This is a genomic window from Coprobacter fastidiosus (assembly GCF_982245605.1).
Genome location: NZ_CEVCIF010000007.1, coordinates 59979 through 86021 on the forward strand (window position 1 = coordinate 59979; position 26043 = coordinate 86021).

The window sequence follows — 26043 nt, forward strand, 5'->3', positions numbered from 1 at the left end:
CATGGCATCAAGAAAATCTTAAAATTAGAAAATTGAAGTGTCTGTTTAAATTTCCAGACACTCCTATTTTCCAGCACTCACTAACTATTTTACACTAACTAAAATACTTTTTACTTGATTTCCTGCAATAACCTGTACCGCATAAATACCAGAAGACAAGTTTACCGGAACTTCTTGAGCAAAAGCTCCCGCTTCTATAGATTTAGTAGCAGAAGATAGCAATTGAGAAGACATATTATATATATTGATCTTAACAACTGATGATTCAGAAATACCGATAACATGAATATTTCCATCTGCATAATATATATTCAATTCAGAATCAGATACAATACTTTTATCTACAGCCGAAGGATATACTTCCGAATCTTGTTCGATAGCTCCAATTGCACATTTTCCATCTGTAAATTTCCGTTCCAAATTCCGCCCATCTGTTGTTACATCAAACGCCTGCAACAAACGACCTTCTCCAAAAGTCAAACCTTCATTATCGGAAGGTAAAAACAGATATCCTTCATCAATATAATAGTCAAAATTATCCCAAAGTGAAAATCCTGCTTTAAGCTCTCCATTAGAGGAATAGTTCCAGCGATTTTCTTCTTTCAACTTAGCCAATTCTTCTTCTGTAGCAATAGCCGCATCAGCAGAAGTTCCTACTAACGCATATTGACCGCCGAAAGAGATGCGCCCCAACCATGAACGTCTCAAATCCAAATTGGCTACAACATCTTTATTTTTTGAATTCTGGAAATTAACATCTCCATAATAAAGATCGGGACGTCCATCATTAAGTTGCACTGGATTCGATGCGTGATTGTTCTCAATTATGCTATTCCAAATTCTCTTTCTCATTGCTTGAGGCGACAAGTCTCCGTCTGCATCCAGAGTGCGTATCCCCGCGGCATCATATCCATTACCGTTAAGAGCTCCGCTCATATTCTCGGTTATCGTACAATTTATAATATTAAACTCATTAGTCGACCGACCATATTTACAAAGAATAGCACCACCTGCACCTTGCGCATAGTTATAAAGAATCGTTGTATTTACCAGATTAAACTTTACAAAAAATCCTTGCATATTAGGAACAGCATTGTGCATATAAATAGCACCTCCGCCCTTTCCACCATCGGCGTTTCCGTTTCCATTCCAACTCGACATTGCAAAATTATCTGCTATAACACAATTTTCAAATGTGATAGGAGTCTCCGCTCCATTATTGGCAGCCCCTGTTTCTTCAAAATAAATAGCACCACCGGAATCATTAGCTCCATTATGGACCATACGACAATTTTTTACATGCAATTTATTATTCTTTCCATTGCTCAAAGAAATACCTATTGCACCGCCTTTATTCGCTGCGCCATAACCATCGGGAATTCCCCAAATACCACCTCCTGCATCATCCGACACCCAAGTAGCATTATTAGCATAAAAGAGTGTATTTGTAATATTAACAGCACCACCGCCCTGCCAAGAAATAGCACCTCCGAGACCACCGAAATTATGACGGAACTCACAATTATCCATATTGATGTTTGCTGCAATAATCACCATAGCACCTCCTTGATTACTGTTGTCATTACCACGAGTCAGGACTTTGTTCCCCGTAAAAAAACAATTTTCAAAATCGACACTTATACTTCTTATATAACAAGCACCTCCTGTATCACTAGCGCCTTTACCATTCGTAAAACGCAAGTTCTTAAAAGAATGTTTTCCACCGTTCAAACCTCCGTCAATCCGAAATATACGACTTCTATCACTTCCGGTAAACCCACAAGTCACGGTATCTTTCCCGATAAATGTCATCGGTACATCCAAAAATAATACACCCATATCTCCACCGTTTGCATTCCATGTGCGATATTCACGCTCTACTCCATCAGGACCTTTTAACGATTGAGGATAACCGGTAGCGTAATCTCCCGCATTACCGATAATATCTCTCCATCCCCCCGATTTTGAAGGTTCTTTAGTAATATCGATAATTCCGTCTACATAAACCTCCACAGGTGTATGCCCCATTGTATCTTGAGCCAAAGTCGGACTTTTATAAATTTCAGTAATTACACCACTAACCGAGGCCTTAGCTGTAGCCTCTGTCAATCCATCATTATCATCACTACCTTCAGGTGACAAATAATACTTCTTGGCATCAGCATAAGATGAAGTAAAAAGACCTGCAAACAAAATAGCAAGTGCTATCCTTTTCAGAGTACTTACATTTCTCATGATAATCAAGTTTTAATTCTACAATTTGTTATTAATTTATTATTGATTTAAGATCAATCTTTCTATCATATTAAAAAACTATTACATTTTTCAAATTCAAAACCCACAGTGTAAATTTTCAGCAAATCCTATTATTGCCTACTATTTCTGAAACAAAAGTATATCTGAAGTATTAATTCACCTCTTTATTTCATATTAATTAGCGATTAAAAAATAATTAAACAAAGAAATCAATGAAAATATTTTCAGGTCTCCAAATCAAATTTAAATCCGTCAAAACAATTAAAATATGCAGTAAATATGAATTAATTTTATCATAATCAATTAAAATACAAATAAATCAATATTTAAAAAATAAGTATACAAGATTTTTATACCAAGGATAAAACTATTCAATATTTCAAATAATTACCTATCAAAAATAATTTACAAAAAACTTCTATCAGCATTTCTATAATATTACAAAACTATTAATAGAGTAAGGCAAAGAAATGAATAAATCTATAATCACAGTTCATTCAATATCATTTTTAACAGACAACTTTCACATGATTTATATAAACATTTTTCTATTCGAATTAAAAAAAATATTTAGCATGTCTTCTCTGTCAGTATATCTATACATTAAGAATTCTATTTCCGATATTTTTCAGAAGCACTCCGATTTTACTATTAATGAACATAGCAAAAACAAACATCTATTTTTAACTAAATAACAGAAAGGAAATAATGAGTATTATAGCAGACTCTTATATATTTTGGTCCTATCATAACAGAAGTTGTTTCTCAATATATCTATTTTTAAGAGTATTTTCAGCCTCGATAAGAAAGACAAACAAAGCCTCATGACAGCAAAAAAAATAGAAAACAGATTGTCTAAACAAAAAATAAGGCGGTCATTTTGACCGCCTCAGAATCTGTTACAAATTATACTTCTAAAACCCAATCATCTTATTACATAAGCATCTCCTGTAATCTGGCATACAGAACTTTTTACCAATCCTTTCGACTTAGCCTCAGAAGTAGGCGACATTCCTCCTGCGTATATTGTTTTCTTACCCGGAAATACAGTTATGATCCCGTTATCATCCGGCAAAGACATATCTCTCGGAGAAATCTCGAACGAAAGCGTTTTTTCTTCTCCTGCTTTCAAATAAACTCGCTTAAATCCTTTCAAAGCCGTAATCGGAGCTTTTTCCACACCTTCATGAGAAAGATACAGTTGGACAACTTCATCCCCATCTTTCTTCCCTATATTTTTAACTTTTACCGAAACTTTTATCGGCTCACCGACTTTTCCCCCGGATACGACTTGCGGTACAGAATAATCGAACATCGTATAACTTAACCCAAAGCCGAATGGATACAACGCTTCACCTTTGAAATAGCGATAAGTTCTATTTGCCATAGAAAACGCTCCGAAAGGCGGCAAATCGCTATCCGAACGATAGAACGTAACAGGCAGCTTCCCCGAAGGATTATAATCGCCAAATAATACATCTGCAATTGCTTGTCCTGCAAATTGACCGCCATACCATGCATTCAGAATAGCAGGAATATTCTGAGATTCCCATTCTATACCTAAAGCACTACCCGTCATCATCACAAAAATAATCGGCAAACCCGCCTCTTTCATTTTTTTCATCAATTCAGTCTGTACTTCAGGTAAAGCAATTGTCGTACGGTCTCCACCTCGAAATCCATCGACCGAGATCGGCAATTCCTCACCTTCAAGACGAGGAGATATTCCCCCTACAAAGATCACCTGATCTACACCTTTTAAGCGTTCTATCAAAGCATTTAAGGTTTTCTCATCCGAAGGTTTCACACAATCTATCGCTCTATCGTAAATGACTTGTGTGCGCTTTCCGACTTTCGAACGTATTGCCTCCAGCGGAGTAATCACCTTGGAGGGAAAGCCGTTATAATTTCCCAATACAACAGTCGAGTCATCGGCATTCGGGCCTATAACAGCAATTTTCTTTAAATTTTTGCGTAAAGGCAATACATTGTCATTTTTCAACAACACAACCGATTCCCTGGACATTTTCAAAGCCAATGCCTTGTGTTCGTCACATTCAAGAACAGACAACGGAGTATCGGCATATTTTACCCGATCTGCAGGATCAAAAAGGCCCAAACGGAACCGGGTCATAAAAAGGCGCTTTACCGATTCATCGATCTGAGCTTCGGTAATAAGTCCTTGTTTCACGGCATCAACCAGTTTTACATATATATTCTGCCCACATTCAAGATCTGTTCCATGCAATACGGCATCAGCCGAAGCATGAGCAGCATCGGCGTGAGTTTTATGCTTCAAAAAATCATCAATAGCTCCGCAATCAGATGTCACATAACCGGTAAACTTCCATTGTTTTCTTAAAATATCCTGCATTAAAAGGTCATTTCCACAACACGGCTGACCGGCCAAAGCATTGTAAGCACACATTACGCTCGACACTTTCGCATCCACGACCAAATCTCTGAAAGCAGGTAAATATGTGTCCCACAAATCATACATGCTCACTTCTGTATTGAAAAAATGCCGGGAAATTTCCGGACCACTATGCACGGCATAATGTTTTGCGCATGCCGATGCTTTTAAATATTTAGGATCATCACCCTGCAAACCGTTGACGAAAGCTTTTCCTAAAGTTCCGGTCAAATAAGGGTCTTCTCCGTAAGTCTCCTGCCCTCTTCCCCAACGCGGATCTCGAAAAATGTTAATATTCGGAGTCCAATAAGTCAATCCATGATAAATTTCATGAATTCCTTTCGATATGGCATCATGATATATAGCCCGGCCTTCATCGGCAATAGATGACGCAACTTTTTGAAATAAAGCATCATCCCACGTAGCAGCCATACCTATGGCTTGTGGAAATACCGTCACCTTATAGGGTGTACGTCCAACGCCATGCAAACATTCATTCCACCAATCATAGGCCGGAATACCCAAACGCTCGATAGCCGGAGCTTTATTCAACATTTGGGAGACCTTTTCTTCCAATGTCAACCGAGATACCAAATCATCTACCCTTTTTTCGAAAGAGAGATCAGGGTTTTGAAACGGAAAAGTATTCTGAGCCTTTCCCGTATGAGCGCAAAAACCCCATAAAACAAATAAAACGCAATAAAAAATTTGATTTTTCATGTATGATAGTGTTTATGTTGATGATTAAAATTCAAGATATGCAAAAATAGCATTAATTTATAATCTCAAAAAATTACATTCACAAAGATCACGATTCTATATTAAAGAAATAAAAACATCTCGATTAAATACAAATTAAAAAAGGCATAAATAAACAGATTAGAATCCGGGATACTTAAGTACCAAATTTTCAATAAAAACGCTAATCCTCTTGTTTATAATAAACAATGCTTCATGGTTGGGACATTTGGGCTTAAGCAGGTTCTTCTTGAAGTCCCAATGTGCAGGATTGACAGAGATTCCTAAACTCTTGTACTTTTTCTTTCCATTCTTACAGATTCTCACCATAAGCGGTGATTCGCTATTCTTTAAGACTTTTGATTTGTAGCACGTTACATTAACTGTTGCTTCCATTCTTGGTTTAACTCTCGGTTTAACTGAACCATGTAAACCAGCGCAATTTGGGCATAAAAAAAGAGAGTTACTTTGGTGTAACTCTCTGATTTTCAAGTGATCCGCCTGGGGCTCGAACCCAGGACCCCAACATTAAAAGTGTTGTGCTCTACCAGCTGAGCTAGCGAATCATCGCGGGCATTTGTTTTTCCAAATGCGTTGCAAAGGTACGCTTTATTTTTATTTCTGCAAATTATCCATGCACTTTTTTATCACTTTCCGATACATTTTCAAATATAAAAGTCATGTATAAAACATACATACTTATTTTTTAAACAGTTATACACATATAATACAAAAAAAATTTCTCATCTTACTTTCCTCTAACATCTCTCTGATTAATTACAAGCAAATAGCTTAATAACATCAATTTGGATTTCTTTCTATTGATCTAATCGCATAATAGAAAACATGACTTCGATATTTTCTTTCAAAATATTATATTTGCTTTTTACTAACTAAAAATATAATATGGAGAACCCTATATTTGCCCTCGCCGAAAAAAATCAAAAACGAGCAAAAAACATCATAGAAGAAACAAACATAATAAATATATGGAAGTCGATAGGGGCAGAAATCAATCTGGTCGGTTCTTTAAGAATGGGCCTGCTCCTAAAACATAAAGACATCGACTTTCATATTTACACCACACAACTTAACATCCATGACAGTTTCAAGGCCATCGCACAATTAGCCCAAAGTCCTTCTATAACAAAAATCGAATACAACAATCTTATCGATACAGAGGAACATTGCATCGAATGGCATGCTTGGTATATAGATAAAGATAACGACCTGTGGCAAATAGACATGATCCATATTTTAAAAGGATCTCGATATGATGGCTATTTTGAAAAAGTTGCCGACAACATTTGTGCAGCTCTTACCCCTGAAAAAAAATTAGCCATTTTAACTCTGAAGAACGAAACTCCAGATACGGAAAAAATCATGGGAATAGAATATTATCAAGCCGTAATTGAAAACGGAATAGATAATTACTCTGATTTTATCGAATGGAGAAAAAAACATCCTGTAAATGGAATCGTAAATTGGATTCCATAAATAACAGAATCCTCCTTTTTTGAAAAAAGGGGGAAAAGGCCATAAAAAGAAAGATTTTGACAATTTTTTTAGTAGAAATAATAAAATAGCGGCTTGACAATCTTTACATTTTTAGGTAATTTCGTAAAATAATTTAAGAGCCTATTTCTTTTTTTCCAAAAGAAAATATTATGAGAATATTCTAATTATTACAACAAAATAATTTTAGAATTTTGAAAGACTCTTAAAACTTAAAACAAGAGGCTATTCTCTCTTTTTTAAATAATCCGAAACAGGTTTATTTCATTCCGGATAAACTTTTGAACAGGTTCTTAATTCTAGCTATCGTACAAACTATTTATTATTTATGTATAAACTTTAGAACAATAATTTTTTTATAAAAACGAATTACCCAAATACAAATCTGAACATGTCTTTTATCTATCATTTTATTTATCGCATAATTCTAACTGCAGACTATCTAAAAAAAGGATTTTTCTTTTTCCTGACAATCATCATGTTCGGATTTGTAAACAACTTATATGCCCAACAAGATACAATATTTTTTCATTCAAAACCATCAGATACCATCACCAGTGACTCGGCAGTAATTCAATTTTTATCTGATGCCGACATTCCCGTTACAACAGATAATAAAATTCATTTGCTTAAAAGCGGAAAAGAAAAATTTGATGATTTATTCTCTGCTATAAAAAAAGCCAAACATCATATACATCTTGAATACTTCAATTTCCGCAACGATTCTATTGCTAATGAACTTTTTACCTTACTGGCTCATAAAGCTCAAGAAGGCGTAGAAATACGAGCTCTGTTCGACGCATTCGGAAACTGGTCAAACAGCCGACCATTGAAAAAAAAACACTTAAAGAATTTACGTAAAAAAGGAATCGAAATTTATCATTTCGACCCCCTACGCTTTCCCTATATAAACCACGTATTTCATCGAGATCACCGGAAAATTGCTGTTATAGACGGAACAATCGCTTATGTCGGAGGTATGAATATTGCCGACTATTATATTAAAGGCTTGCCGGAAATAGGAGAATGGAGGGATATGCATGTACGCATCGAGGGAAAAGCCACACATTATCTGCAAGAGATATTCCTTTCTATCTGGAATAAGACTACTAAACAGAATATCTGCGGGACAGCTTATTTTCCCATTTATTCAGATACAACATTTCATAAAGGTAAATCGATAGCTATTGTTGATCGAACTCCGAAAAAATCGCCAAAACAAATAAGACAAACCTATGCAAAGTCAATCGACGTAGCAAAATCGAATATACAAATTGTAAATCCATATTTTTTACCTACTCGTTCTATAAGAAAAGCTTTAAAATCGGCATTAAAACGCGGGATCAATGTAGAAATCATGATTTCCGCAAAAGCAGATATCGCATTTACACCTGAAGGTTCGATTCGTGTTGCCCATAATCTAATGAAAAAAGGAGCTCATATTTACTTATATAACGGAGGATTTCATCATTCTAAAATCATGATGATAGACAGTACTTTCTGTACTGTAGGAACAGCGAATCTCGACAGTAGAAGCTTACGATATGACTATGAAGTAAATGCGTTCATTTTTGATAAAGAGATAACAGAAGAACTCTCTGAAATTTTTGAAAAAGACAAGCAAAATTGCACTATGCTTACACTGGAAGAATGGAGAAAAAGATCGGTATGGAAACGTTTTGTAGGGTTATTGGCTCAAATGTGCACTCCATTCCTGTAAACTTTGTTTAACTCCTGCAATTACCTATACCGAGATAAGAAATCAACCAATCTTTACAAAATCGAGCTTTTGAATTTATAAATTTATACTTATTTAACAGAAAGGTATTTCATATTCAGATAAAGGAAGATAATTTTGTTTATCATTTTATAGTACATTTTTTCTTTTCATAAAACACACATATTAAACACACAAAACCATGAAACTTTCAAAGATCATTTTTATCATTGCGATTTTTATTTTTACAGCAAATTCGGTTCAGGCGAAAAAAATTACACCTAAACGAGAAACAGTAGAATGGATAGATGTATGGTTACCACATACTAACGATGACAAATTACCAAGAGTATTGCTTATCGGAAACTCCATTACACGAGGATATTATCCTAAAGTTGAAAAATTACTCAAAGGGAAAGCTTATGTAGCGCGATTAACAACTTCCAAAAGTTTAGGAGATCCGGCACTCATTCAAGAAATAAATCTGATAATGAGTTACGGGAAATTCGATTTAGTACACTTCAATAACGGATTACACGGCTGGGAATATACCGAAGACGAATATGATGCAGCATTTCCCGACATGATCAAGGCTATTCGCAAAAATGCACCGAATGCGAAACTGATTTGGGCTACAACCACACCTATACGCACAGGGAAATACTGCGAACGGCTCGAAGAAAGAGTAGCTCGCATTGTTACCAGAAATGAAATAGCACAAAAACATATTTCAAAAGCAAAAGATATAAAAACCAACGATTTATTCAATCTAATACTCGACCATCCCGAATATTTTATCGGAGGAGATGGTGTGCATCCTATAGACAAAGGCTATCAAGTACTTGCAGAACAAGTTGCAAAAAAAATTTTAGAATCTTTGAGTGAATAAAAAGAACTTAAAGAAAATATTTTTCATTAATACACAAACACACACAATGAAAAAAATAGTATTATTTGCCTTTATTGTATTTCTATATTCGACAGCTTATACACAAATAAAAGTTGCCTGTATCGGGAATAGCATAACCGCAGGATCAGGTATAAAAAACCGAGATAAAGATAGTTATCCGTCTGTATTGAACCAAATGCTGGGAAAAGACTATTTAGTGCGTAATTTCGGGATCAGCGGACGTATTATTATAAACAAAGGCGATAATCCCTATATGAAAGAAAAAACATATCGGGATGCCTTAAAATTTTTACCGGACATAGTCATTATCAAATTAGGGACGAATGACTCCAAGCCTCAGAACTGGAAATACAAGAATGACTTCAAATCTGATTTGGAAACAATGATTCAAGATTTTCAGGCTCTTTCATCCCAGCCTAAAATATATCTATGCACTCCGGCAAAAGCTTATGGAATACAATGGGGTATCAATGACAGTATCATAACCAAAGGAATCATACCCATCATCCGACAAATCGCACAAGAAAAAAAGCTACCTGTCATCGATATACATACAGCGACCGATAATATGCCAAATCTCTTTCCGGATAAAATACACCCAAACCCCGAAGGAGCAATTATCATTGCAGAAACAGTTTATGAAAGCATCAAAAATGAAAAGCAATACCATACTATGCAAGCTTTTCCCGGAATAAAAAGCAAATGGGAGCGATATGATCGATATGATTTCAAATTTAAAAACCGTAACGCCATCGTAGTAGTTCCCCAAAAAGCTGCTCCGGGAAATCCTTGGATATGGCGACCGGCGTTTTTCGCAGCATTTCCCAGCGTAGATATTGCTCTGTTAGCAAAAGGGTTTCATGTCGCCTATTATGATCTCACTCATTTATACGGAAGTCCTCATGCCGTAAAGTTAGGAGCTGAATTTTGCAACTATATGAGAGATTTTTATCAACTTTCCTCCAAAGTAACCGTCGAGGGGTTCAGCAGAGGAGGATTCTTTGCGTTCAACTGGGCTGCACAAAATACCGACCGAGTAGCATGTCTGTATGTCGATGCACCTTTATGTGATCTTTTTTTATGGCCTGGAAGAGACAATAAAAAATTATGGAACGATGTATTGAAGGAATGGAATTTAAAAGACAATCAAATGACTGAAGATAAAGGAAAATCTATTTACAGGCTCAAAGCTTTGGCAGAGGCAAATATTCCGATTATCAGCGTTTGCGGTGACAGCGATGAAGCTGTACCCTTCGAACAGCACATGGATATTATCAGAAAACGTTACTTAGAACTGGGAGGCACAGTTAGAGTAATCACAAAACTCGGTTGCGGACACCATCCACACAGTTTGACAGATCCGACACCCATTGTCAATTTTATTCTCAAATACACAAAATAAGCATTTTCTGATGCAAACAAATATGGCAAATTTTAATAATGGCCCTCAAAAAGCTAAATAGAGAACTTTTTGAGGACCATTATTTTCGACCATTTTTCAATTCTATTTTATTCTGTAACAGTATTCAAAGACCCAGTATCTTTATTCCTCAATTGTTCGTAGAATGCGGCAATAGAGGTATTTATATAAGGAATAACCCAGATAAATCCGATAACGGTAATGAGACCAAGTATTGTCCAGCCAATAAAACTCAACTGTAAAATAAACAAATCGGCTTTATGACCGTTCATCAAGCGCATACTTTCTTTTATGGCTTCTGCCGGAGATAGTTCCGGACGGTCCTTCAATATAAAATAAGACATTGAGTAAGATAATCCCTTTATTATTCCCGGAACAAACAAAAGCAACGACCATAATATAGTAAACATTAGCACCTGAATATAACAGGTAACAATACGTCCGTATTGTCGAAAAGGAGTAAAGAGATCGGCAACTCGAGGCTCTTTTTTATCACGATACAAATCAAGAAAGACATACGCACACCCGATAGAAACTATACTTCCAAAAAGCCAAAAAACAGCATAATATAACAGCACTGAAACGTGCTGGAATGCAATACTTCCCCCTATGATAAGCATAGTCACAAGCGAAACAATAACAGATGGCTTCCATTTCCCCGAAAGAGCTTTCAAAGCTTTGTCTTTAAAAATAGAAGATTTAAATGATTCCATAATTACAATTTTAAATGATTTAGCCCCAATAATGTTTATATCTGTGTATTCGATATTATAATGAACAAAAATACATTTTTTTTATACAGAAAAAAAATTTTTAATTATACAAACAATAAATATTCAAACATGAAATAGGATAAATTCCTTATTAATAGCAATTTAAGAATATTTATATTAAATCTAATATAAACAAAAAGTGTTTTTTACAGCAAAAACAATTCCAATTAGAATACAAATGAACAGATATTCATAATTTATACAAAAAACCTATACAGACTTTCTTAAAAAAAGAAAACAGAAAAGTAAAATTTTCAATACTAAAAGCTCAATATAAAAAATAGCATCATCAACTTTTTTAATCTAAAAAAAAGATTATATTAATTTTAATAAAGAAACAAAGCTATAAAACAACTATTTAAATTCTACTTTTATGAAAATAAATTTATATACCAAAAGTACTTTAACTATTATTGCTATTTGTCTAATCACTCTGATTTTCAAAAATAATGGAGTAATTCCTACCCTTAGAGCCGCTTCCACAACATTAAAACAATTAAACGATGGAGGCGTTGACGTTCATATCATCGGTGTTAATTACACAATACCGAAATTCCCGTAAAAATAGAATCTGTAAAATCGGCAATACCGATAAAAGGGGAATCAAGTTTTGATAATGCCATTCCTGTAAGTATAGAAAATATTAAATATAGTATCAGTAATTCACTACCTGTAAAAGTAAAAAAATTGGCAGATCTACACTTATTATTGCCATTCATCGAGTTTTAACTGTGATAGCAAATCCAGTCCAAAACAAAGAATTGCAAGAAAACATATAAATAATAAGCAGTTAATCATTCGACTAACTGCTTATTATTTCGGTGATCGGGCTGGGATTCGAACCCAGGACCCACAGCTTAGAAGGCTGTTGCTCTATCCAGCTGAGCTACCCGACCGGCCTTACTTTTTATTCAAAAGCGATGCAAAGGTAATATTTTTTATCGGATTTCCAAATATGACAAATGTATTTTTATATACAACCATCAGAAGGGATATCCTACAGCAAAATGCAATGTCGCATCCCGATTAAAATTTTGATAAGAAATCACCCACTTACTTTTATTCACAACTGAAGGATCATACAACTTCATCCCCAAATCAAGGCGTAAAATAAAATAGTTAAAATCTAGTCTCATACCTAAGCCATAAGCCATCGCAATCTCCTTATAAAAAGATTTCAATTGAAATTTACCTCCGGGTTGTGACGGATAATTACGTATTGTCCAAATATTCCCGGCATCTAAAAATGCAGCCAGTTCAAGTTTCCAAATCAATTTACTGCGATATTCTGCATTCATATCTAATCGAATATCCCCGCATTGATTCATAAAATCCGTCATAGGATTCGTTCCTCTGTAACGTCCCGGGCCAAGACCTCGGACCGACCAACCTCTCACACTATTAGCTCCCCCCGAAAAATAACGCTTTTCAAACGGTACCATCTCAGAATTTCCATAAGGAACTGCGATTCCTGCCCCTACATGCAATGCCAGCGAATTACGCTCATTCAACAAAATAGTATAAGCATAATCCAAGTCGGCTTTTGCATACTGCGCATAACGAATTCCCAATATACTGTATTCTCCATATTCTCCCGGCTTATGTCTAGTAAGTTTAGATATACCATACAACAAGTTACCGGCTATCTCTCCCGCAGCTCGTAAAGTGTAAATATTTCCGGAAACTTTCTTTACTCCCGGCCTCAAGTTTGATTGATAAAAAACATAGGAAGAACGCATAATAAAATGGTTCTCGTAGCTATACCTCAACAAAGGATTACTCGAAGCAATACTATCAAGATTACTGATAAACCGCTCGGTCGTTTTCGGCAAATAAATATAACTGATATCTACCAAGTCGAGATGATGCCGATACATATTATTATGACTATACCATTTATAATTCCATCCGCCACCTGCAATTACCCGAGTATATTCGGGACGTTGCTGATAGTTGAAATTCAATGTGAATTCGGTTGTCGCACGCATACGCCGACGTACCGTCGGACTAACAAAAGGGAAAAGGAACTTCGGAAATGAAATTCCGACTTCCGCACCCAACTCAAGGTAATTATCGTTCAAAAGCCCTCCCAAATCCCCCGAAAGGCTTTCGTAAGCTGCTCTTAATTTGGTCGTAAATGTTTCCGACCCGTGAAACATGTTCCGATGCTGATGCGTCAAACCAAGCGCAAAACCCAGATCTCCTGCCGAATTAGTACCTTCAACATCTACAGAGATCGTCTGAGGCTTGCCTTCGGTCAACAAAATATAACAATCCAATACAGGATCTCCGTCAATATTGAGAGGGTGAAATTGTATATTGACATATTTTACTACCCGAAGACGACCAAATGCAGAAAATGTGTTATCGACCGCCCTATTACTGTAACGCATTCCGGGACGTATATAACAATTTTCCACTAAAGTTGCAGGCGTCAAGTATTTTTTATTCCCATAAAATATCCTGAAGCCCTTATAATCGACCGTATCTTTTACATTGAAACGTAAATCTTGCTCGATATTCATCGGGTTATAATCGGTCATAAAATAGACATTCCGGATATGATATACTTCATGCTTGCTGAATACCATATCCGAACGAGTGGTATCCTGCAACAAAGGAGGCATAAGATTCAGTTCCAGATCCACTTCATAATTTCGAGACGTCGTATCAGCCGTATAGGTAATATATTCTTTATTAAAAGCATAATATCCCCTGTTTCTTAACAACGTAGAAATACGCTGACGTTCCTGCTCCAACAAGTTCCGATCAAAAATAGCCCCTTTCTTCAATAGAAAAGCCGAAGTATCAGCTAATATAATACGGGCAATGCTATCATTAGGAATATTATAAGTTATATTTTCAATATGATATGGTTTTCCCGGCTTAACCTGGTAACGGACTTTCATCTTTTTTTTCCGGGCAATAGTATCTACCGTCACCACGGCATTTTCATATCCTCGGTTACGTAATGCTTTCGTAATCTCTAAACGTGACTTCTCTGTCAAGTCAGGATCATAAATCACCGGCGGTGTCCCGACTTTTCTCAGCCACCGATTCCAACGAGTATCTTTGTCTCCTGAAAGATTATAGAAAAACAAAGGAAGCCCAACTAAACCAAAAGTTTTATGATTAGGTTCTTGCCTTACATACGATTTTAACTCCGATGATTTCACATTCTTATTATCAGAAGTTACACTCACCTTATTCAAAAGATATTGCCCCTCTCCTACATGCCGAGTCGTATTGCAAGATGCAACCAGCAATAAACCGAACAAACAAAATAAAAAGCGGAAGTATCTCATATTTTTACCTTATCCGAGGAGCAGATGTAATTTCAGAATCTCTTTACAAACGTACAGAAATATTGTTTTATGCACAAAATTAACAACTCAAAATTATGTTATCAACAATAAAACATAGTTTTCAATTATTTAGTCCAATACTAAATTTAAAATTCATCGTTCTTTGTTTTATAATAATTTATCATTAAAACAGGACTATATATGATATTTTTTTACTATCAATGTTTTTTTTCTACTATTTTATTTGGAATATAAAATGAAAGCTATACCTTTGCATCGTAATACAAAATGACAATGTAATACAAATAACGATTATGATTAGTATTATTCTACATATCATTAACCTTCTTGGTTTATCTCTACTCGATGTCGTCGTGTGGGAGTGAAAGAAGAAAGGTATGTAGTTACTTTATGTGAATAGCATAAATAAAATAAAGTAAAAAGACCTTTCTTCATATAGTAGAAAGGTCTTTTTGTATATAAAACGATAAGAATAATGAAACATCAATTGCATAGTGCAACCAGCACACAAGGACGCCGAATGGCCGGAGCAAGAGCATTATGGCGGGCCAACGGGATGAAAGAAGATCAGATAGGAAAACCCATTATCGCTATTGTTAATTCGTTTACACAATTTGTCCCGGGACATGTACATTTGCATGAAATCGGACAAAAAATCAAAACAGAGATTGAAAAATCAGGCTGCTTTGCAGCCGAATTCAATACAATAGCGATCGATGACGGTATTGCTATGGGACATGACGGTATGTTATATTCTCTCCCTTCTCGTGATCTTATCGCCGATAGTGTCGAATATATGGTAAACGCCCACAAGGCAGATGCAATGGTTTGCATCAGTAATTGCGACAAAATCACCCCGGGTATGTTAATGGCAAGCATGCGGCTTAATATCCCGACAATATTCGTATCCGGAGGCCCTATGGAAGCCGGTAACCTAAACGGGCGTTCTCTTGACCTTATCGACGCGATGATAGAATCGGCAGACGAAACTATAAGTGATAAGCAAGTTGCTGAAGTAGAACGTACTGCTTGCCCGACTTGCGGTTCATGTTCTGGGATGTTTACGGCAAACTCCATGAACAGTCTGAACGAAGCCATAGGTCTGGCACTTCCCGGTAACGGCACTATTGTCGCTACCCATGTCAACAGAGAAAAATTATTTATCAAAGCAGCAGCGCAGATCGTTGAGAACTGTTACAAATATTACCGAGATGGAGACGAATCGGTACTACCCCGCAGCATAGCCACACGCAATGCATTCCTTAATGCTATGACTCTCGATATTGCTATGGGAGGATCTACCAATACAGTACTACATCTATTAGCGATAGCTCAAGAAGCCGGTGTCAATTTTACAATGGACGATATAGATCGTCTATCTCGCAAATCACCCGTACTTTGCAAAGTCGCTCCCAACTCACATTATCATATTCAGGATGTAAATCGTGCCGGCGGCATTCTATCCATTATGAGTTTATTAGCAAAACAGGGATTATTGGACACCCATGTGCATCGAGTCGATGGTCTGACTTTGGAACAGGCAATCGCCCGATATGCCATCGACGGGTCAGAATACACAGAAGAAGCTGCCGAACTATGGAAAAGCGCACCCGGTAACAAATATAATCTCAAAATGGGGTCTCAAGACAACCGGTATGACTCTTTAGACAATGACCGCATCAACGGATGCATTCGGGATTTTGAACACGCATACGTAAAAGACGGAGGTCTTGCTGTACTCAAAGGGAACATTGCAATTGACGGATGTGTTGTAAAAACAGCCGGAGTAGATGAAAGCATATTTCACTTTACCGGGAAAGCCAAAGTATTCGAATCACAGGAAGAGGCCTGCAAAGGAATTTTAAAGGGTGATGTCAAAAAAGGTGATGTTGTCGTCATCACTTATGAAGGTCCGAAAGGTGGGCCCGGCATGCAAGAGATGCTATATCCGACCTCTTACATAAAGTCTAGACATTTAGGAAAAGAATGCGCTCTGATCACCGACGGACGTTTCTCCGGAGGAACATCAGGATTATCGATAGGACACATTTCTCCAGAAGCGGCAGCCGGAGGAAATATCGGACTTGTCAAGGATGGAGATATTATCGAAATCGATATCCCGAAACGTACGATCAATGTCAAACTAAGTGACGAGCAATTAGCCGAACGCCGCTCTGCAGAAGAAGCTCGAGGGAAAAAAGCTTTTACTCCGGCAAAGCGAGAACGGAATATCTCTAAAGCATTAAAAGCATATGCAGCTATGGTTAGCTCGGCCGATAAAGGAGCGGTACGTATTATAGAATAAAAGCAATAATTTTTTGCAGAAAATATTTATATGGCAACAGATAAAATATCAGGATCAGAAGCTTTGATCCGTTCTTTATTAGAAGAAAATGTAAAACTGATCTATGGCTATCCCGGAGGAGCTATCATGCCGGTTTTTGATTGTATGCACAATTACAAAGACAGGCTAAAACATGTCTTGGTAAGACATGAACAAGGAGCGACTCATGCAGCTCAAGGCTTTGCCAGAGTATCCGGTGAAACAGGTGTAGTGTTGGTAACTTCTGGTCCGGCAGCAACAAATATCATTACAGGAGTAGCCGATGCCATGGTAGACAGCACTCCCATGGTTGTTATTACCGGACAAATCAGTTCCTCACTATTAGGTACTGACGCTTTCCAGGAAACCGATGTCGTAGGAATTACTCAACCGGTTACCAAATGGAGTTATCAAATACGCCGTACCGAAGATATTCCTTGGGCCGTAGCAAGAGCTTTCTATATTGCCCGTTCGGGACGTCCAGGGCCTGTAGTACTGGACTTCACCAAAGATGCGCAAGTAGGAACAGCTGAATTTCATTATCAAAAATGCAATTTCATACGAAGCTACAATCCCTATCCCCCAATTAACAAAGAGGAAATAAACCGTGCGGCAACATTAATCAATCAGTCAAAAAAGCCTCTGCTTCTGATAGGGCAAGGTGTCATCTTGAGCCATGCCGAAAATGAAATATTGAGATTAATGGAAAAAGCCGACATTCCTGCAGGCTGCACATTATTAGGACTGTCCGCAATACCGACCGCCCATCGTCTAAATAAAGGGATGTTGGGAATGCATGGGAATATCGGTCCGAATATAAAAACCAATGAATGTGATCTTCTCATTGCTGTAGGAATGCGTTTCGACGATCGGGTAACCGGAGGTTTAGACACATATGCGAAACAAGCAAAGGTGATCCATTTCGATATAGATCCCTCAGAATTCAACAAAAATGTTCATGCAGATGTCACTGTATTAGGGGATGCAAAATCCACACTTTCGGAGCTGCTCGACAAAGTTAATATAAATAAACATACCGAATGGCTATCGGAATTTGAAATCTGTGAGAAAACCGAATATGAAAAAGTCGTCCGTCCGGAAGTATATCCCGAAAACGGAGCTTTAAAAATGGGTGAAGTAGTCCGAAAGATTTCTGAAGCAACAGGCAACAACGCCATTCTGGTTACCGATGTAGGACAAAACCAAATGATGGGAGCGCGATATTTTAATTATACTCGTACGCGAAGCATTGTTACATCCGGAGGTTTAGGAACTATGGGATTCGGTCTTCCCGCAGCCATCGGAGCTAAAATGGGAGCACCCGAACGTACCGTTTGTTTTTTTACCGGAGACGGAGGCATTCAGATGACCATTCAAGAGTTAGGTACAGTCATGCAAACAGGGACAGATATAAAGATCATCATCTTAAATAATAATTTCCTAGGCATGGTACGCCAATGGCAAGAATTGTTTTTCGAAAAAAGATATTCCGAAACGCACATGCTTAATCCTGATTTCAAGGCTATAGCAGCCGCATACGGCATCAAAGGACGCGATGTTACAGACCGTTCTCAATTAGACGAAGCCATTGCCGAAATGATCGCCCACAAAGGAGCATACTTATTAAATGTCGCTGTAGAAGAAGAAGGCATGGTATTCCCCATGATTCCTGCAGGCGGATGCGTTACCGATATTTTATTAAACAGTACTGAAAAATATTAATTGAACGAAGCATATGGAATCTATATTATATACAGTAACGGTATATACAGAAAATCAAGTCGGTCTTCTAAATCAGATATCGATTATTTTCGGTCGCCGCCGTCTGAATATCGAAAGTCTTTCTGTTTCTGCTTCAGCAATCGAAGGGATACACAAATTTATCATTACGACAAACAGCGATCGAGATACGATACAAAAAGTCGTACAACAAATAGAAAAACGCATTGATGTACTCCGAGCATTCTTCTATACCGAAGACGAAATATTCTACCAAGAGGTGGCTCTTTACAAAGTCGCAACAGAAAAATTATTGGACGATAGCGGAATAGAAGAACTTATTCGCCGCCATAACGCCCGAATTCTGGAAGTAAACCGAACTTATACAGTGATAGAAAAATCAGGCCACACGGAGGAGACTCAACAACTGTTCGAAGAATTGAGTAAATTCGGAGTTATGCAATTTGTCCGTTCAGGACGTGTTGCAATCACCAAATCGACCGTAGAACATGTAAGTTTGTTTCTCGAAGCACAAGAGTGTCGACGTCTCTCTACCAAAGAATAACATTATGGAGAATGAACAGAAAAAGATAGCGGCATATATTTATGATTTAGAACCTGCCGAAGGAAATGCACAACAGGAAATTCCATTGACCTTATTGGTCAAACGAATACTTGAAACAGCTACATATCATGCAGAGAACTGGGGAGTAGGATACAGTACCCTGATCAAAGAAAATCGGGCATGGGTACTGGCCAGACTGGCAATAGAGATGTCTTCCTATCCGGGTATTTACGATAAATACAAAATAGAAACATGGATCGAAAGTTACAATAAACATTTTTCTGCGCGAAATTTTTGTTTCAGCAGTCCCGATGGAAAACTATACGGATATGCCCGTTCTATCTGGTCAGTTATAGATATACAAAATCGTACTTCGGTAGATATTACTACATTCCGCCATATCGAGAACAATGTAGGGGAGAAAGATTGTCCGATTGCCCCGCAATCAAAAATAAAACCGGTAAACGATGAAAATCCGATCATCTATCCTATTCGATACAGCGATATAGACATTAATCGTCACATAAACAGTGTAAAATATATCGAACATATACTCGATATGTTCTCGATGGATATGTATGACAAAAATTTTATTCGTAGGTTTGAGATCAATTATATCAGTGAAGCCCGTTATGGTGACAAATTGAGTTTTTATCGTGAACAACTTGCAGAAAATATTTATACATCGGAAATACGAAACAGCAGTGGAGAAACTATATGTCGAGGAAGAATAGAATTTTCTGAACGTAATTAGTAAAGAATATATACAAAAAATTTCATTAACTACTTTATAAATTAAAACATTATGGCAATCATGAATTTTGGCGGTGTTGAAGAAAATGTTGTAACCCGCGAAGAATTTCCTTTGGAAAAAGCAAGAGAAGTTTTGAAAAATGAAACCATAGCCGTTATCGGATACGGTGTTCAAGGTCCCGGTCAGAGCTTGAATCTTCGTGACAACGGATTTAATGTGATCGTCGGACAACGTAAAGATTCTAAAACATGGGATAAAGCCGTTGCAGACGGATGGGTTCCCGGAGAAACATTGTTTGAGATCGAAGAAGCCTGTGAAAAAGCAACCATTATTCAATATTTGCTTTCCGATGCGGCACAAATCGAAGTATGGCCTAAAGTAAAAAAACATCTGACTGCAGGTAAAACCCTCTACTTCTCACACGGATTCGCCATCACATACAAAGAACGTACAGGCATCATTCCTCCTGCCGATATCGATGTAATCCTTATTGCACCTAAAGGCTCTGGAACTAGTTTGCGCCGTATGTTCCTTCAAGGACGTGGTCTTAACTCAAGCTATGCCGTATTCCAAGATGCAAGCGGAAAAGCTAAAGAAAAAGTCATTGCATTAGGAATCGGAGTTGGTTCAGGTTATCTGTTTGAAACAACTTTCAAACGCGAAGTATATTCCGACTTAACCGGAGAACGCGGTACTCTGATGGGTGCTATCCAAGGTATTTTCGCTGCTCAATATGATGTATTGCGAGCAAATGGACACACTCCGTCTGAGGCTTTTAACGAAACAATAGAGGAACTTACTCAATCTTTGATGCCACTGATTGCAGAAAACGGAATGGACTGGATGTATGCTAACTGTTCTACCACAGCTCAACGAGGAGCTCTCGACTGGTGGAAAAAATTCCGTGATGCAACTAAACCCGTATTTGAAGAATTATATAGCGAAGTCGCTAAAGGAAATGAGGCTCAACGCTCTATCGATACCAATAGTAAACCGAACTATCGTGAAGGTTTAAATCAAGAACTGAAAGAACTTCGTGAAAGTGAAATGTGGCAAGCCGGTATGGTAGTACGTAAATTACGTCCAGAAAACAACTAGTTCAACATTTCATAAAAATACAAGAAGCTGAACTCTAAAATTTTTGAGACAGCTTCTTGTATTTTTTATATAAATAATTTCTATTTTCCACTCCATACCAAGAAAGGAAGATATAAAATTTGTATATTACTATATCCCACCTATTATCTGGCAAGTAACATGTCCTATATTATACTTTCCTTCCAGTAATTTCATGAAAAACAAAAAACATTCCCAAAAAGAACTCTCAGTACCGTTCCAAGGGAAATTAAAACAAACTCTCAAACATACAATCTTTAACTGACTGTCTTATAATTCGTTCTACATAACAACCTTTCTTATCTAAAAACAAAAAATCCGCTTATGTGGAAAAAAATGGCCACAATTATGTCAATTAATCCTATTATCTCAAAAAACTCCGGACTAAATTTGTTGTGTTTAAAAATATAATATAGCAATAAAAATATTACACCATACAAAAAACTATGAAAACAAGAAAAATGACTTTATCCGAAATTTTATTGTGTGCATCGATATGTTTTATTTCTTGTGGAAAAGATAACGAAACATTTTCTGCCGGAGGTAATATAGACACATCAGGGAATGGCAATAATAATACACAAATACAAGAAACGGCTTACGCTTTTCCCGGTGCAGAAGGAGCTGGCCGCAATACGACAGGAGGAAGAGGCGGAAAAATATACTATGTCACTTCTCTTAATGATGAACTCAGCGACAACACTACCTTAAGGTACGCTTTGTCTCGAAACGAACCTCGTATTATCATTTTCAAAATATCAGGAACAATCAAACTTAAAAAAGAACTATCTATCGAAAACGGAGACGTAACCATAGCCGGACAAACAGCTCCGGGTGATGGAATATGCCTTGCCGGATATCCAGTAATGATAAAAGCTGATAATGTAATTATCCGTTACATGAGATTCAGATTAGGTGATGCTCAAATGAAAGAGGATATTGCAGCAGGCAAAATAGACCCTACTTATGCTGACGGGGCGGATGCTTTCGGGGGAACGAAAAGAAAAAACATCATGATAGACCATTGCTCTGTCAGTTGGTGTGTAGATGAATGTGCCTCATTTTATGACAATACCAACTTCACAATGCAATGGTGTTTGATTTCGGAAAGCCTCAGACTTTCACTGCACAGCAAGGAAGCTCACGGTTACGGAGGAATATGGGGAGGTAAAAACGCATCGTTTCATCATAACTTGTTAGCGCACCATGACAGCCGTAACCCTCGTTTCAACGGTAGCCGGATGTCTGCCCTACCCGATCTTGAAAAGGTCGATTTCAGAAATAACGTTATTTATAACTGGAGAGGAAACAGCAGTTATGCCGGAGAAGGAGGATCTTATAATCTGGTAAACAATTATTATAAACCAGGACCTGCGACCGAAAAAAGCTCTGCGACCGTAAAATACCGAATATTTGCACCGAATGCAGATTTAGGGGAATATAGCAACGGGCAAATGAGCGGTCAATGGGGTACATTTTACATCAACGGGAACTACATGGGAGCAACTACATCAACTGCTCAAGAAGCAAATAACGTATGTAATGACAACTGGATCGGCGTACATCCCGATGAAAGAAATTATTCGCTTCCGGGTGGAACAATTTCCTCTATCAAATCCTCTGTCATGTTTACCGATATGGGAGATGCCACCGAAGTCACTACTCATTCGGCAGAAAATGCATACACCCGTGTATGCGAATATGCCGGATGTTCTTTAGTTCGCGACGCTGTCGACAAAAGAATTATCAACGAAGTAAAGAATGGTACAGCCACTTATAGCGGAGCTAACTATCCGGGTATAATAGATTCACAAGAAACAGTAGGTGGCTGGCCGACACTAAACAGTACCGAGCCTCCGGTCGATACAGATGGTGACGGTATGCCCGATGAATGGGAAAAACAAGTAGGCCTGAATCCGAATAGTTACAATAACCCTAATGCTCACACTTTAAGTTCGGGATATACCGATATAGAAGTTTACCTCAATAGTTTAGTAGAGACCATTACAGAAGCTCAGAATAAATAATAAAACGGAATTGCCGAAAACATTAATTTCGAAAAATCCAGATAAACTTTAAAATAAACACATAGCGAAAAAGTAAATTTGGGCAAAGCGTAGCGAATTAGCTGATACAGCGTTCGTTACGCTTTGTTTTTCTATGGGGGGCAGAGCCAACGAAATACCACCTCGAAGCCAAACGGTGCAGAAGTTCAGTTACCACCTCGTTACTCCCGTAACGGGTACATATTTCTTACTAAAATGTTCTGTTTCTACGTTTTGCATCGATTCACATAGCTATCGATAACTCACTAACAACTAATTTTGTAACCCCCAAAAGGAGTGAGCTATGCGTAGTTGAAAAACGGTAATCGCAAAGGCGACGGCATGGTTTCCCTATTTCCGTGAAATGCTCCGTATCGAAAACCTCTGCCGCCTTGTCGGGTTTGATGAAAGGCAGACCGCAATGCTCGTCAAGGGAAAGCCGTTGGAGTATGCAGGGGAACTCTATTCGGAGGAACACGGACGGAAATTCACGACCGAAAAGGCAGGGTTTCAAGTGCTGAAAGACCCCACGGACGGGACGAAATTAGTTCTTGCCATTGACCGAAAACCCATTGCCGAGTGGTTCAAGGAACAGTTCGAGAAGTTAAGGCAGAACATACGCCGACCTATACAACCGCAAAGAAAAGACAGAGAGATGAAGTTGTAACCGTTCATTTCACAGAAGGCAAAAATACTGCTTACAATTTTTAGAAGAACAGTGTTTTTGTTGTATTTTGTCTATGATTTTATCATTTTGCCCTTACTCTTTAAGTTCCAAAATGTATATTTGTTTCTCTGAATTGTCATCAAATTCGCCCTCTGTAAAATCCCCGAATTTATGGACAATATTAAATCCAATTTGTTTGAGGTATGAATTTAATTCTTGAGGAAAGAATAATCTCATGTCCATATTTTGGACTGAATGAAATTTATCGTCAATAAAATATTGCCACTTTATACGATTAATTTGAGATGCGCTTTCATAGTGCATGCTTTGTTTTATTAATACTTTTCTTCCATCATTGGTTGTATATTCGGCAATAACCTGTTGCTTCCTCTCGTTTTCAACAATATATTGGATATTAGGATTGAAGCAGTCCAATAAAAACAAACCTTTTTCTTTCAAGTGATTTCTTACGACTTTCAACGTATCAAATAAATCCTCATTTTTATACAAATGATGGATTGAATTAAACGGAATAAAAATAAGATCAAATTTTTCTCCTAAGTTCAATTCTCTAATATCTGCCTCAATGAAATCTATTTTTAACTCAGCTTGAAATGCTTTCTCCTTTGCCCGTTCAAGCATGGATAAAGTATAATCAACTCCCTTAATATTATACCCATCCTTTGCTATTGGAATCGTAAGTCTACCCGTACCACAACAGAGTTCAAGTATCTTGGCATCTTTATTTTGAGGTAGCCATTTTTTGTAGAATTCCAAATCGAACAGAGAATTATTCAACCCGTCATAAATATCTGCATTATAAATAAAATCACCAACTTTATAATCGGTATTCATATTCTTTATTGATTGCTAAAACATTACAATGCTTATCTGTAAAGAGATTCTTCAATTCTTTATTTCAACAGCTTACGATTTTGATTATCATCACTTTCCAATATATTCATTTGATGGATAGCTATTTGGTTTAGCTTAACAAGACGTTCCCTTTGTGACATGTTCTGTTCGATAAACACAGCATTTAGATTCTCCATATTCGACAAACAGATAAGTTCATTGATAGTAGCATAATCACGGATATTTCCTTTCAGCTCGGGATTCGCTTCTCTCCATTGTTTTGCTGTCATACCAAACATTGCCACGTTCAGCACGTCGGCTTCATTGGCATAAATAATGCTTGCTTGTATCGGTGTGACTTCCATTGGAATAAGGTTTTGCTTTATGGCATCAGTATGTATGCGGTAGTTGATTTTCGACAATTCACGTTTCGCTGACCAACCGAGCAGCCTTTGTTCTTCTGTCTTTAGCCGCTGATACTCCTTAACAAGAAGTAATTGGAATTTAGGAGAAATCCACATACCAAAATGATATGCTATATCCCGATGTGCATACGTACCACCATAGCGACCAGCCTTAGAACGAATGCCAATTGCACCGGTCCGTTCTATCCACGTTTTCACCGAAAGCACAAAATTGTTGCTTCCTGCCGCATTTTTAATTGTACCGAATTCGGTACAATTAAAATCGGGATTATACAACATTTCCCATTCGCCAAGATACTCGATAGTGCTTTTAAGGCTAAGCCAACGGAAGATAATATGCTCTTGCAGTTGGCTTCTTGCCATGTCTGTAAGACTAATGTAGTCTTCTTCATTGTACCTGACAACGCTAATATCTGTATTTTGAACGGTAATTTTTGCCATTGTAATTGATACGTTGATTTTCAATCACAAAGGTCGCTATAATTTGTGAGATTGCATTCTTTTTA

17 protein-coding genes, 2 tRNA genes and 1 pseudogene are annotated in these 26043 nt (G+C 37.3%); 11 read left to right on the forward strand and 9 right to left on the reverse strand.

Annotation, left to right across the window (positions count from 1 at the left end; all coding sequences use genetic code 11):
• Positions 1-84: 84 nt before the first annotated feature.
• From AC0UMU_RS03280 to AC0UMU_RS03295, 4 genes are all read right to left on the reverse strand, one after another.
• Entirely contained in the window at positions 85-2235 is a 2151-nt protein-coding gene (locus AC0UMU_RS03280) for a T9SS type A sorting domain-containing protein (protein WP_288641774.1), read from the reverse strand.
• A gap of 946 nt (positions 2236-3181) precedes the next feature.
• Positions 3182-5389: a glycoside hydrolase family 3 C-terminal domain-containing protein gene (locus AC0UMU_RS03285; RefSeq protein ID WP_278716170.1), complete on the reverse strand. Its 2208-nt coding sequence runs from the start codon at positions 5387-5389 to the stop codon at positions 3182-3184.
• A 159-nt stretch (positions 5390-5548) separates the two neighbouring features.
• Positions 5549-5803, reverse strand: a complete 255-nt coding sequence (locus AC0UMU_RS03290) for an Arm DNA-binding domain-containing protein (RefSeq protein ID WP_278716172.1) — start codon at positions 5801-5803, stop codon at positions 5549-5551.
• A 97-nt stretch (positions 5804-5900) separates the two neighbouring features.
• A tRNA-Lys gene (locus AC0UMU_RS03295) sits at positions 5901-5973 on the reverse strand.
• 340 nt (positions 5974-6313) lie between these two features.
• Here AC0UMU_RS03295 and AC0UMU_RS03300 point away from each other — a divergent pair.
• The 4 genes from AC0UMU_RS03300 (at position 6314) to AC0UMU_RS03315 (ending at position 10951) form a co-directional block, all read left to right on the forward strand.
• Positions 6314-6904 (forward strand): hypothetical protein, encoded by a 591-nt coding sequence (locus tag AC0UMU_RS03300; RefSeq protein WP_022389870.1) that lies wholly within the window; start codon positions 6314-6316, stop codon positions 6902-6904.
• A gap of 496 nt (positions 6905-7400) precedes the next feature.
• Positions 7401-8642, forward strand: a complete 1242-nt coding sequence (gene cls / locus AC0UMU_RS03305) for a cardiolipin synthase (RefSeq protein WP_288641807.1) — start codon at positions 7401-7403, stop codon at positions 8640-8642.
• Between the two features lie 199 nt (positions 8643-8841).
• Positions 8842-9528 (forward strand): SGNH/GDSL hydrolase family protein, encoded by a 687-nt coding sequence (locus AC0UMU_RS03310; protein WP_022389532.1) that lies wholly within the window; start codon positions 8842-8844, stop codon positions 9526-9528.
• A 46-nt stretch (positions 9529-9574) separates the two neighbouring features.
• Positions 9575-10951: a GDSL-type esterase/lipase family protein gene (locus tag AC0UMU_RS03315; protein ID WP_278716175.1), complete on the forward strand. Its 1377-nt coding sequence runs from the start codon at positions 9575-9577 to the stop codon at positions 10949-10951.
• 107 nt (positions 10952-11058) lie between these two features.
• Here AC0UMU_RS03315 and AC0UMU_RS03320 read toward each other — a convergent pair whose 3' ends face one another.
• The 3 genes from AC0UMU_RS03320 to tamL all read right to left on the reverse strand — a co-directional run bounded on the left by AC0UMU_RS03320 (position 11059) and on the right by tamL (position 15047).
• Complete coding sequence (locus AC0UMU_RS03320) at positions 11059-11682, reverse strand: DUF975 family protein (RefSeq protein WP_022390049.1); 624 nt, start codon at positions 11680-11682, stop codon at positions 11059-11061.
• A gap of 882 nt (positions 11683-12564) precedes the next feature.
• Positions 12565-12638: transfer RNA gene (locus tag AC0UMU_RS03325), tRNA-Arg, on the reverse strand.
• Positions 12639-12725: 87 nt separating this feature from the next.
• On the reverse strand, positions 12726-15047 hold the full coding sequence (gene tamL, locus AC0UMU_RS03330; protein WP_022389594.1) for a translocation and assembly module lipoprotein TamL: 2322 nt from the start codon (positions 15045-15047) through the stop codon (positions 12726-12728).
• 496 nt (positions 15048-15543) lie between these two features.
• Between tamL and ilvD the strand changes: the two genes are divergently transcribed.
• From ilvD to AC0UMU_RS03365, 7 genes and pseudogenes are all read left to right on the forward strand, one after another.
• Positions 15544-17373, forward strand: a complete 1830-nt coding sequence (gene ilvD, locus AC0UMU_RS03335; protein ID WP_278716178.1) for a dihydroxy-acid dehydratase — start codon at positions 15544-15546, stop codon at positions 17371-17373.
• 30 nt (positions 17374-17403) lie between these two features.
• Positions 17404-19113, forward strand: a complete 1710-nt coding sequence (gene ilvB, locus AC0UMU_RS03340; protein WP_009317739.1) for a biosynthetic-type acetolactate synthase large subunit — start codon at positions 17404-17406, stop codon at positions 19111-19113.
• 13 nt (positions 19114-19126) lie between these two features.
• Positions 19127-19675, forward strand: coding sequence for an acetolactate synthase small subunit (gene ilvN / locus AC0UMU_RS03345; RefSeq protein WP_009317740.1), 549 nt, complete (start codon positions 19127-19129; stop codon positions 19673-19675).
• A 4-nt stretch (positions 19676-19679) separates the two neighbouring features.
• On the forward strand, positions 19680-20429 hold the full coding sequence (locus AC0UMU_RS03350) for an acyl-[acyl-carrier-protein] thioesterase (RefSeq protein ID WP_009317741.1): 750 nt from the start codon (positions 19680-19682) through the stop codon (positions 20427-20429).
• 51 nt (positions 20430-20480) lie between these two features.
• Positions 20481-21527, forward strand: coding sequence for a ketol-acid reductoisomerase (ilvC, locus tag AC0UMU_RS03355; RefSeq protein WP_009317742.1), 1047 nt, complete (start codon positions 20481-20483; stop codon positions 21525-21527).
• 464 nt (positions 21528-21991) lie between these two features.
• The gene (locus AC0UMU_RS03360) at positions 21992-23572 is read left to right on the forward strand and encodes a pectate lyase (protein WP_288641799.1); all 1581 of its coding nucleotides are present in this window, start codon (positions 21992-21994) and stop codon (positions 23570-23572) included.
• 334 nt (positions 23573-23906) lie between these two features.
• Positions 23907-24257, forward strand: a pseudogene (locus AC0UMU_RS03365) (MobV family relaxase); the annotation flags it as partial.
• A gap of 93 nt (positions 24258-24350) precedes the next feature.
• Here AC0UMU_RS03365 and AC0UMU_RS03370 read toward each other — a convergent pair.
• Together AC0UMU_RS03370 and AC0UMU_RS03375 are read right to left on the reverse strand one after the other, a co-directional pair.
• The gene (locus AC0UMU_RS03370; protein WP_022389598.1) at positions 24351-25112 is read right to left on the reverse strand and encodes a class I SAM-dependent methyltransferase; all 762 of its coding nucleotides are present in this window, start codon (positions 25110-25112) and stop codon (positions 24351-24353) included.
• Positions 25113-25171: 59 nt separating this feature from the next.
• On the reverse strand, positions 25172-25978 hold the full coding sequence (locus AC0UMU_RS03375) for a KilA-N domain-containing protein (RefSeq protein WP_473979866.1): 807 nt from the start codon (positions 25976-25978) through the stop codon (positions 25172-25174).
• Positions 25979-26043 lie beyond the last annotated feature (65 nt).

What these genes read in the sequence shown, in the direction of transcription:
- AC0UMU_RS03280 (WP_288641774.1), bottom strand. Translation starts at nt 2,235, where the DNA reads ATGAGAAATGTAAGTACTCTGAAAAGGATAGCACTTGCTATTTTGTTT.
- AC0UMU_RS03285 (WP_278716170.1), bottom strand. Translation starts at nt 5,389, where the DNA reads ATGAAAAATCAAATTTTTTATTGCGTTTTATTTGTTTTATGGGGTTTT.
- AC0UMU_RS03290 (WP_278716172.1), bottom strand. Translation starts at nt 5,803, where the DNA reads ATGGAAGCAACAGTTAATGTAACGTGCTACAAATCAAAAGTCTTAAAG.
- AC0UMU_RS03300 (WP_022389870.1), top strand. Translation starts at nt 6,314, where the DNA reads ATGGAGAACCCTATATTTGCCCTCGCCGAAAAAAATCAAAAACGAGCA.
- cls (WP_288641807.1), top strand. Translation starts at nt 7,401, where the DNA reads ATGTTCGGATTTGTAAACAACTTATATGCCCAACAAGATACAATATTT.
- AC0UMU_RS03310 (WP_022389532.1), top strand. Translation starts at nt 8,842, where the DNA reads ATGAAACTTTCAAAGATCATTTTTATCATTGCGATTTTTATTTTTACA.
- AC0UMU_RS03315 (WP_278716175.1), top strand. Translation starts at nt 9,575, where the DNA reads ATGAAAAAAATAGTATTATTTGCCTTTATTGTATTTCTATATTCGACA.
- AC0UMU_RS03320 (WP_022390049.1), bottom strand. Translation starts at nt 11,682, where the DNA reads ATGGAATCATTTAAATCTTCTATTTTTAAAGACAAAGCTTTGAAAGCT.
- tamL (WP_022389594.1), bottom strand. Translation starts at nt 15,047, where the DNA reads ATGAGATACTTCCGCTTTTTATTTTGTTTGTTCGGTTTATTGCTGGTT.
- ilvD (WP_278716178.1), top strand. Translation starts at nt 15,544, where the DNA reads ATGAAACATCAATTGCATAGTGCAACCAGCACACAAGGACGCCGAATG.
- ilvB (WP_009317739.1), top strand. Translation starts at nt 17,404, where the DNA reads ATGGCAACAGATAAAATATCAGGATCAGAAGCTTTGATCCGTTCTTTA.
- ilvN (WP_009317740.1), top strand. Translation starts at nt 19,127, where the DNA reads ATGGAATCTATATTATATACAGTAACGGTATATACAGAAAATCAAGTC.
- AC0UMU_RS03350 (WP_009317741.1), top strand. Translation starts at nt 19,680, where the DNA reads ATGGAGAATGAACAGAAAAAGATAGCGGCATATATTTATGATTTAGAA.
- ilvC (WP_009317742.1), top strand. Translation starts at nt 20,481, where the DNA reads ATGGCAATCATGAATTTTGGCGGTGTTGAAGAAAATGTTGTAACCCGC.
- AC0UMU_RS03360 (WP_288641799.1), top strand. Translation starts at nt 21,992, where the DNA reads ATGAAAACAAGAAAAATGACTTTATCCGAAATTTTATTGTGTGCATCG.
- AC0UMU_RS03370 (WP_022389598.1), bottom strand. Translation starts at nt 25,112, where the DNA reads ATGAATACCGATTATAAAGTTGGTGATTTTATTTATAATGCAGATATT.
- AC0UMU_RS03375 (WP_473979866.1), bottom strand. Translation starts at nt 25,978, where the DNA reads ATGGCAAAAATTACCGTTCAAAATACAGATATTAGCGTTGTCAGGTAC.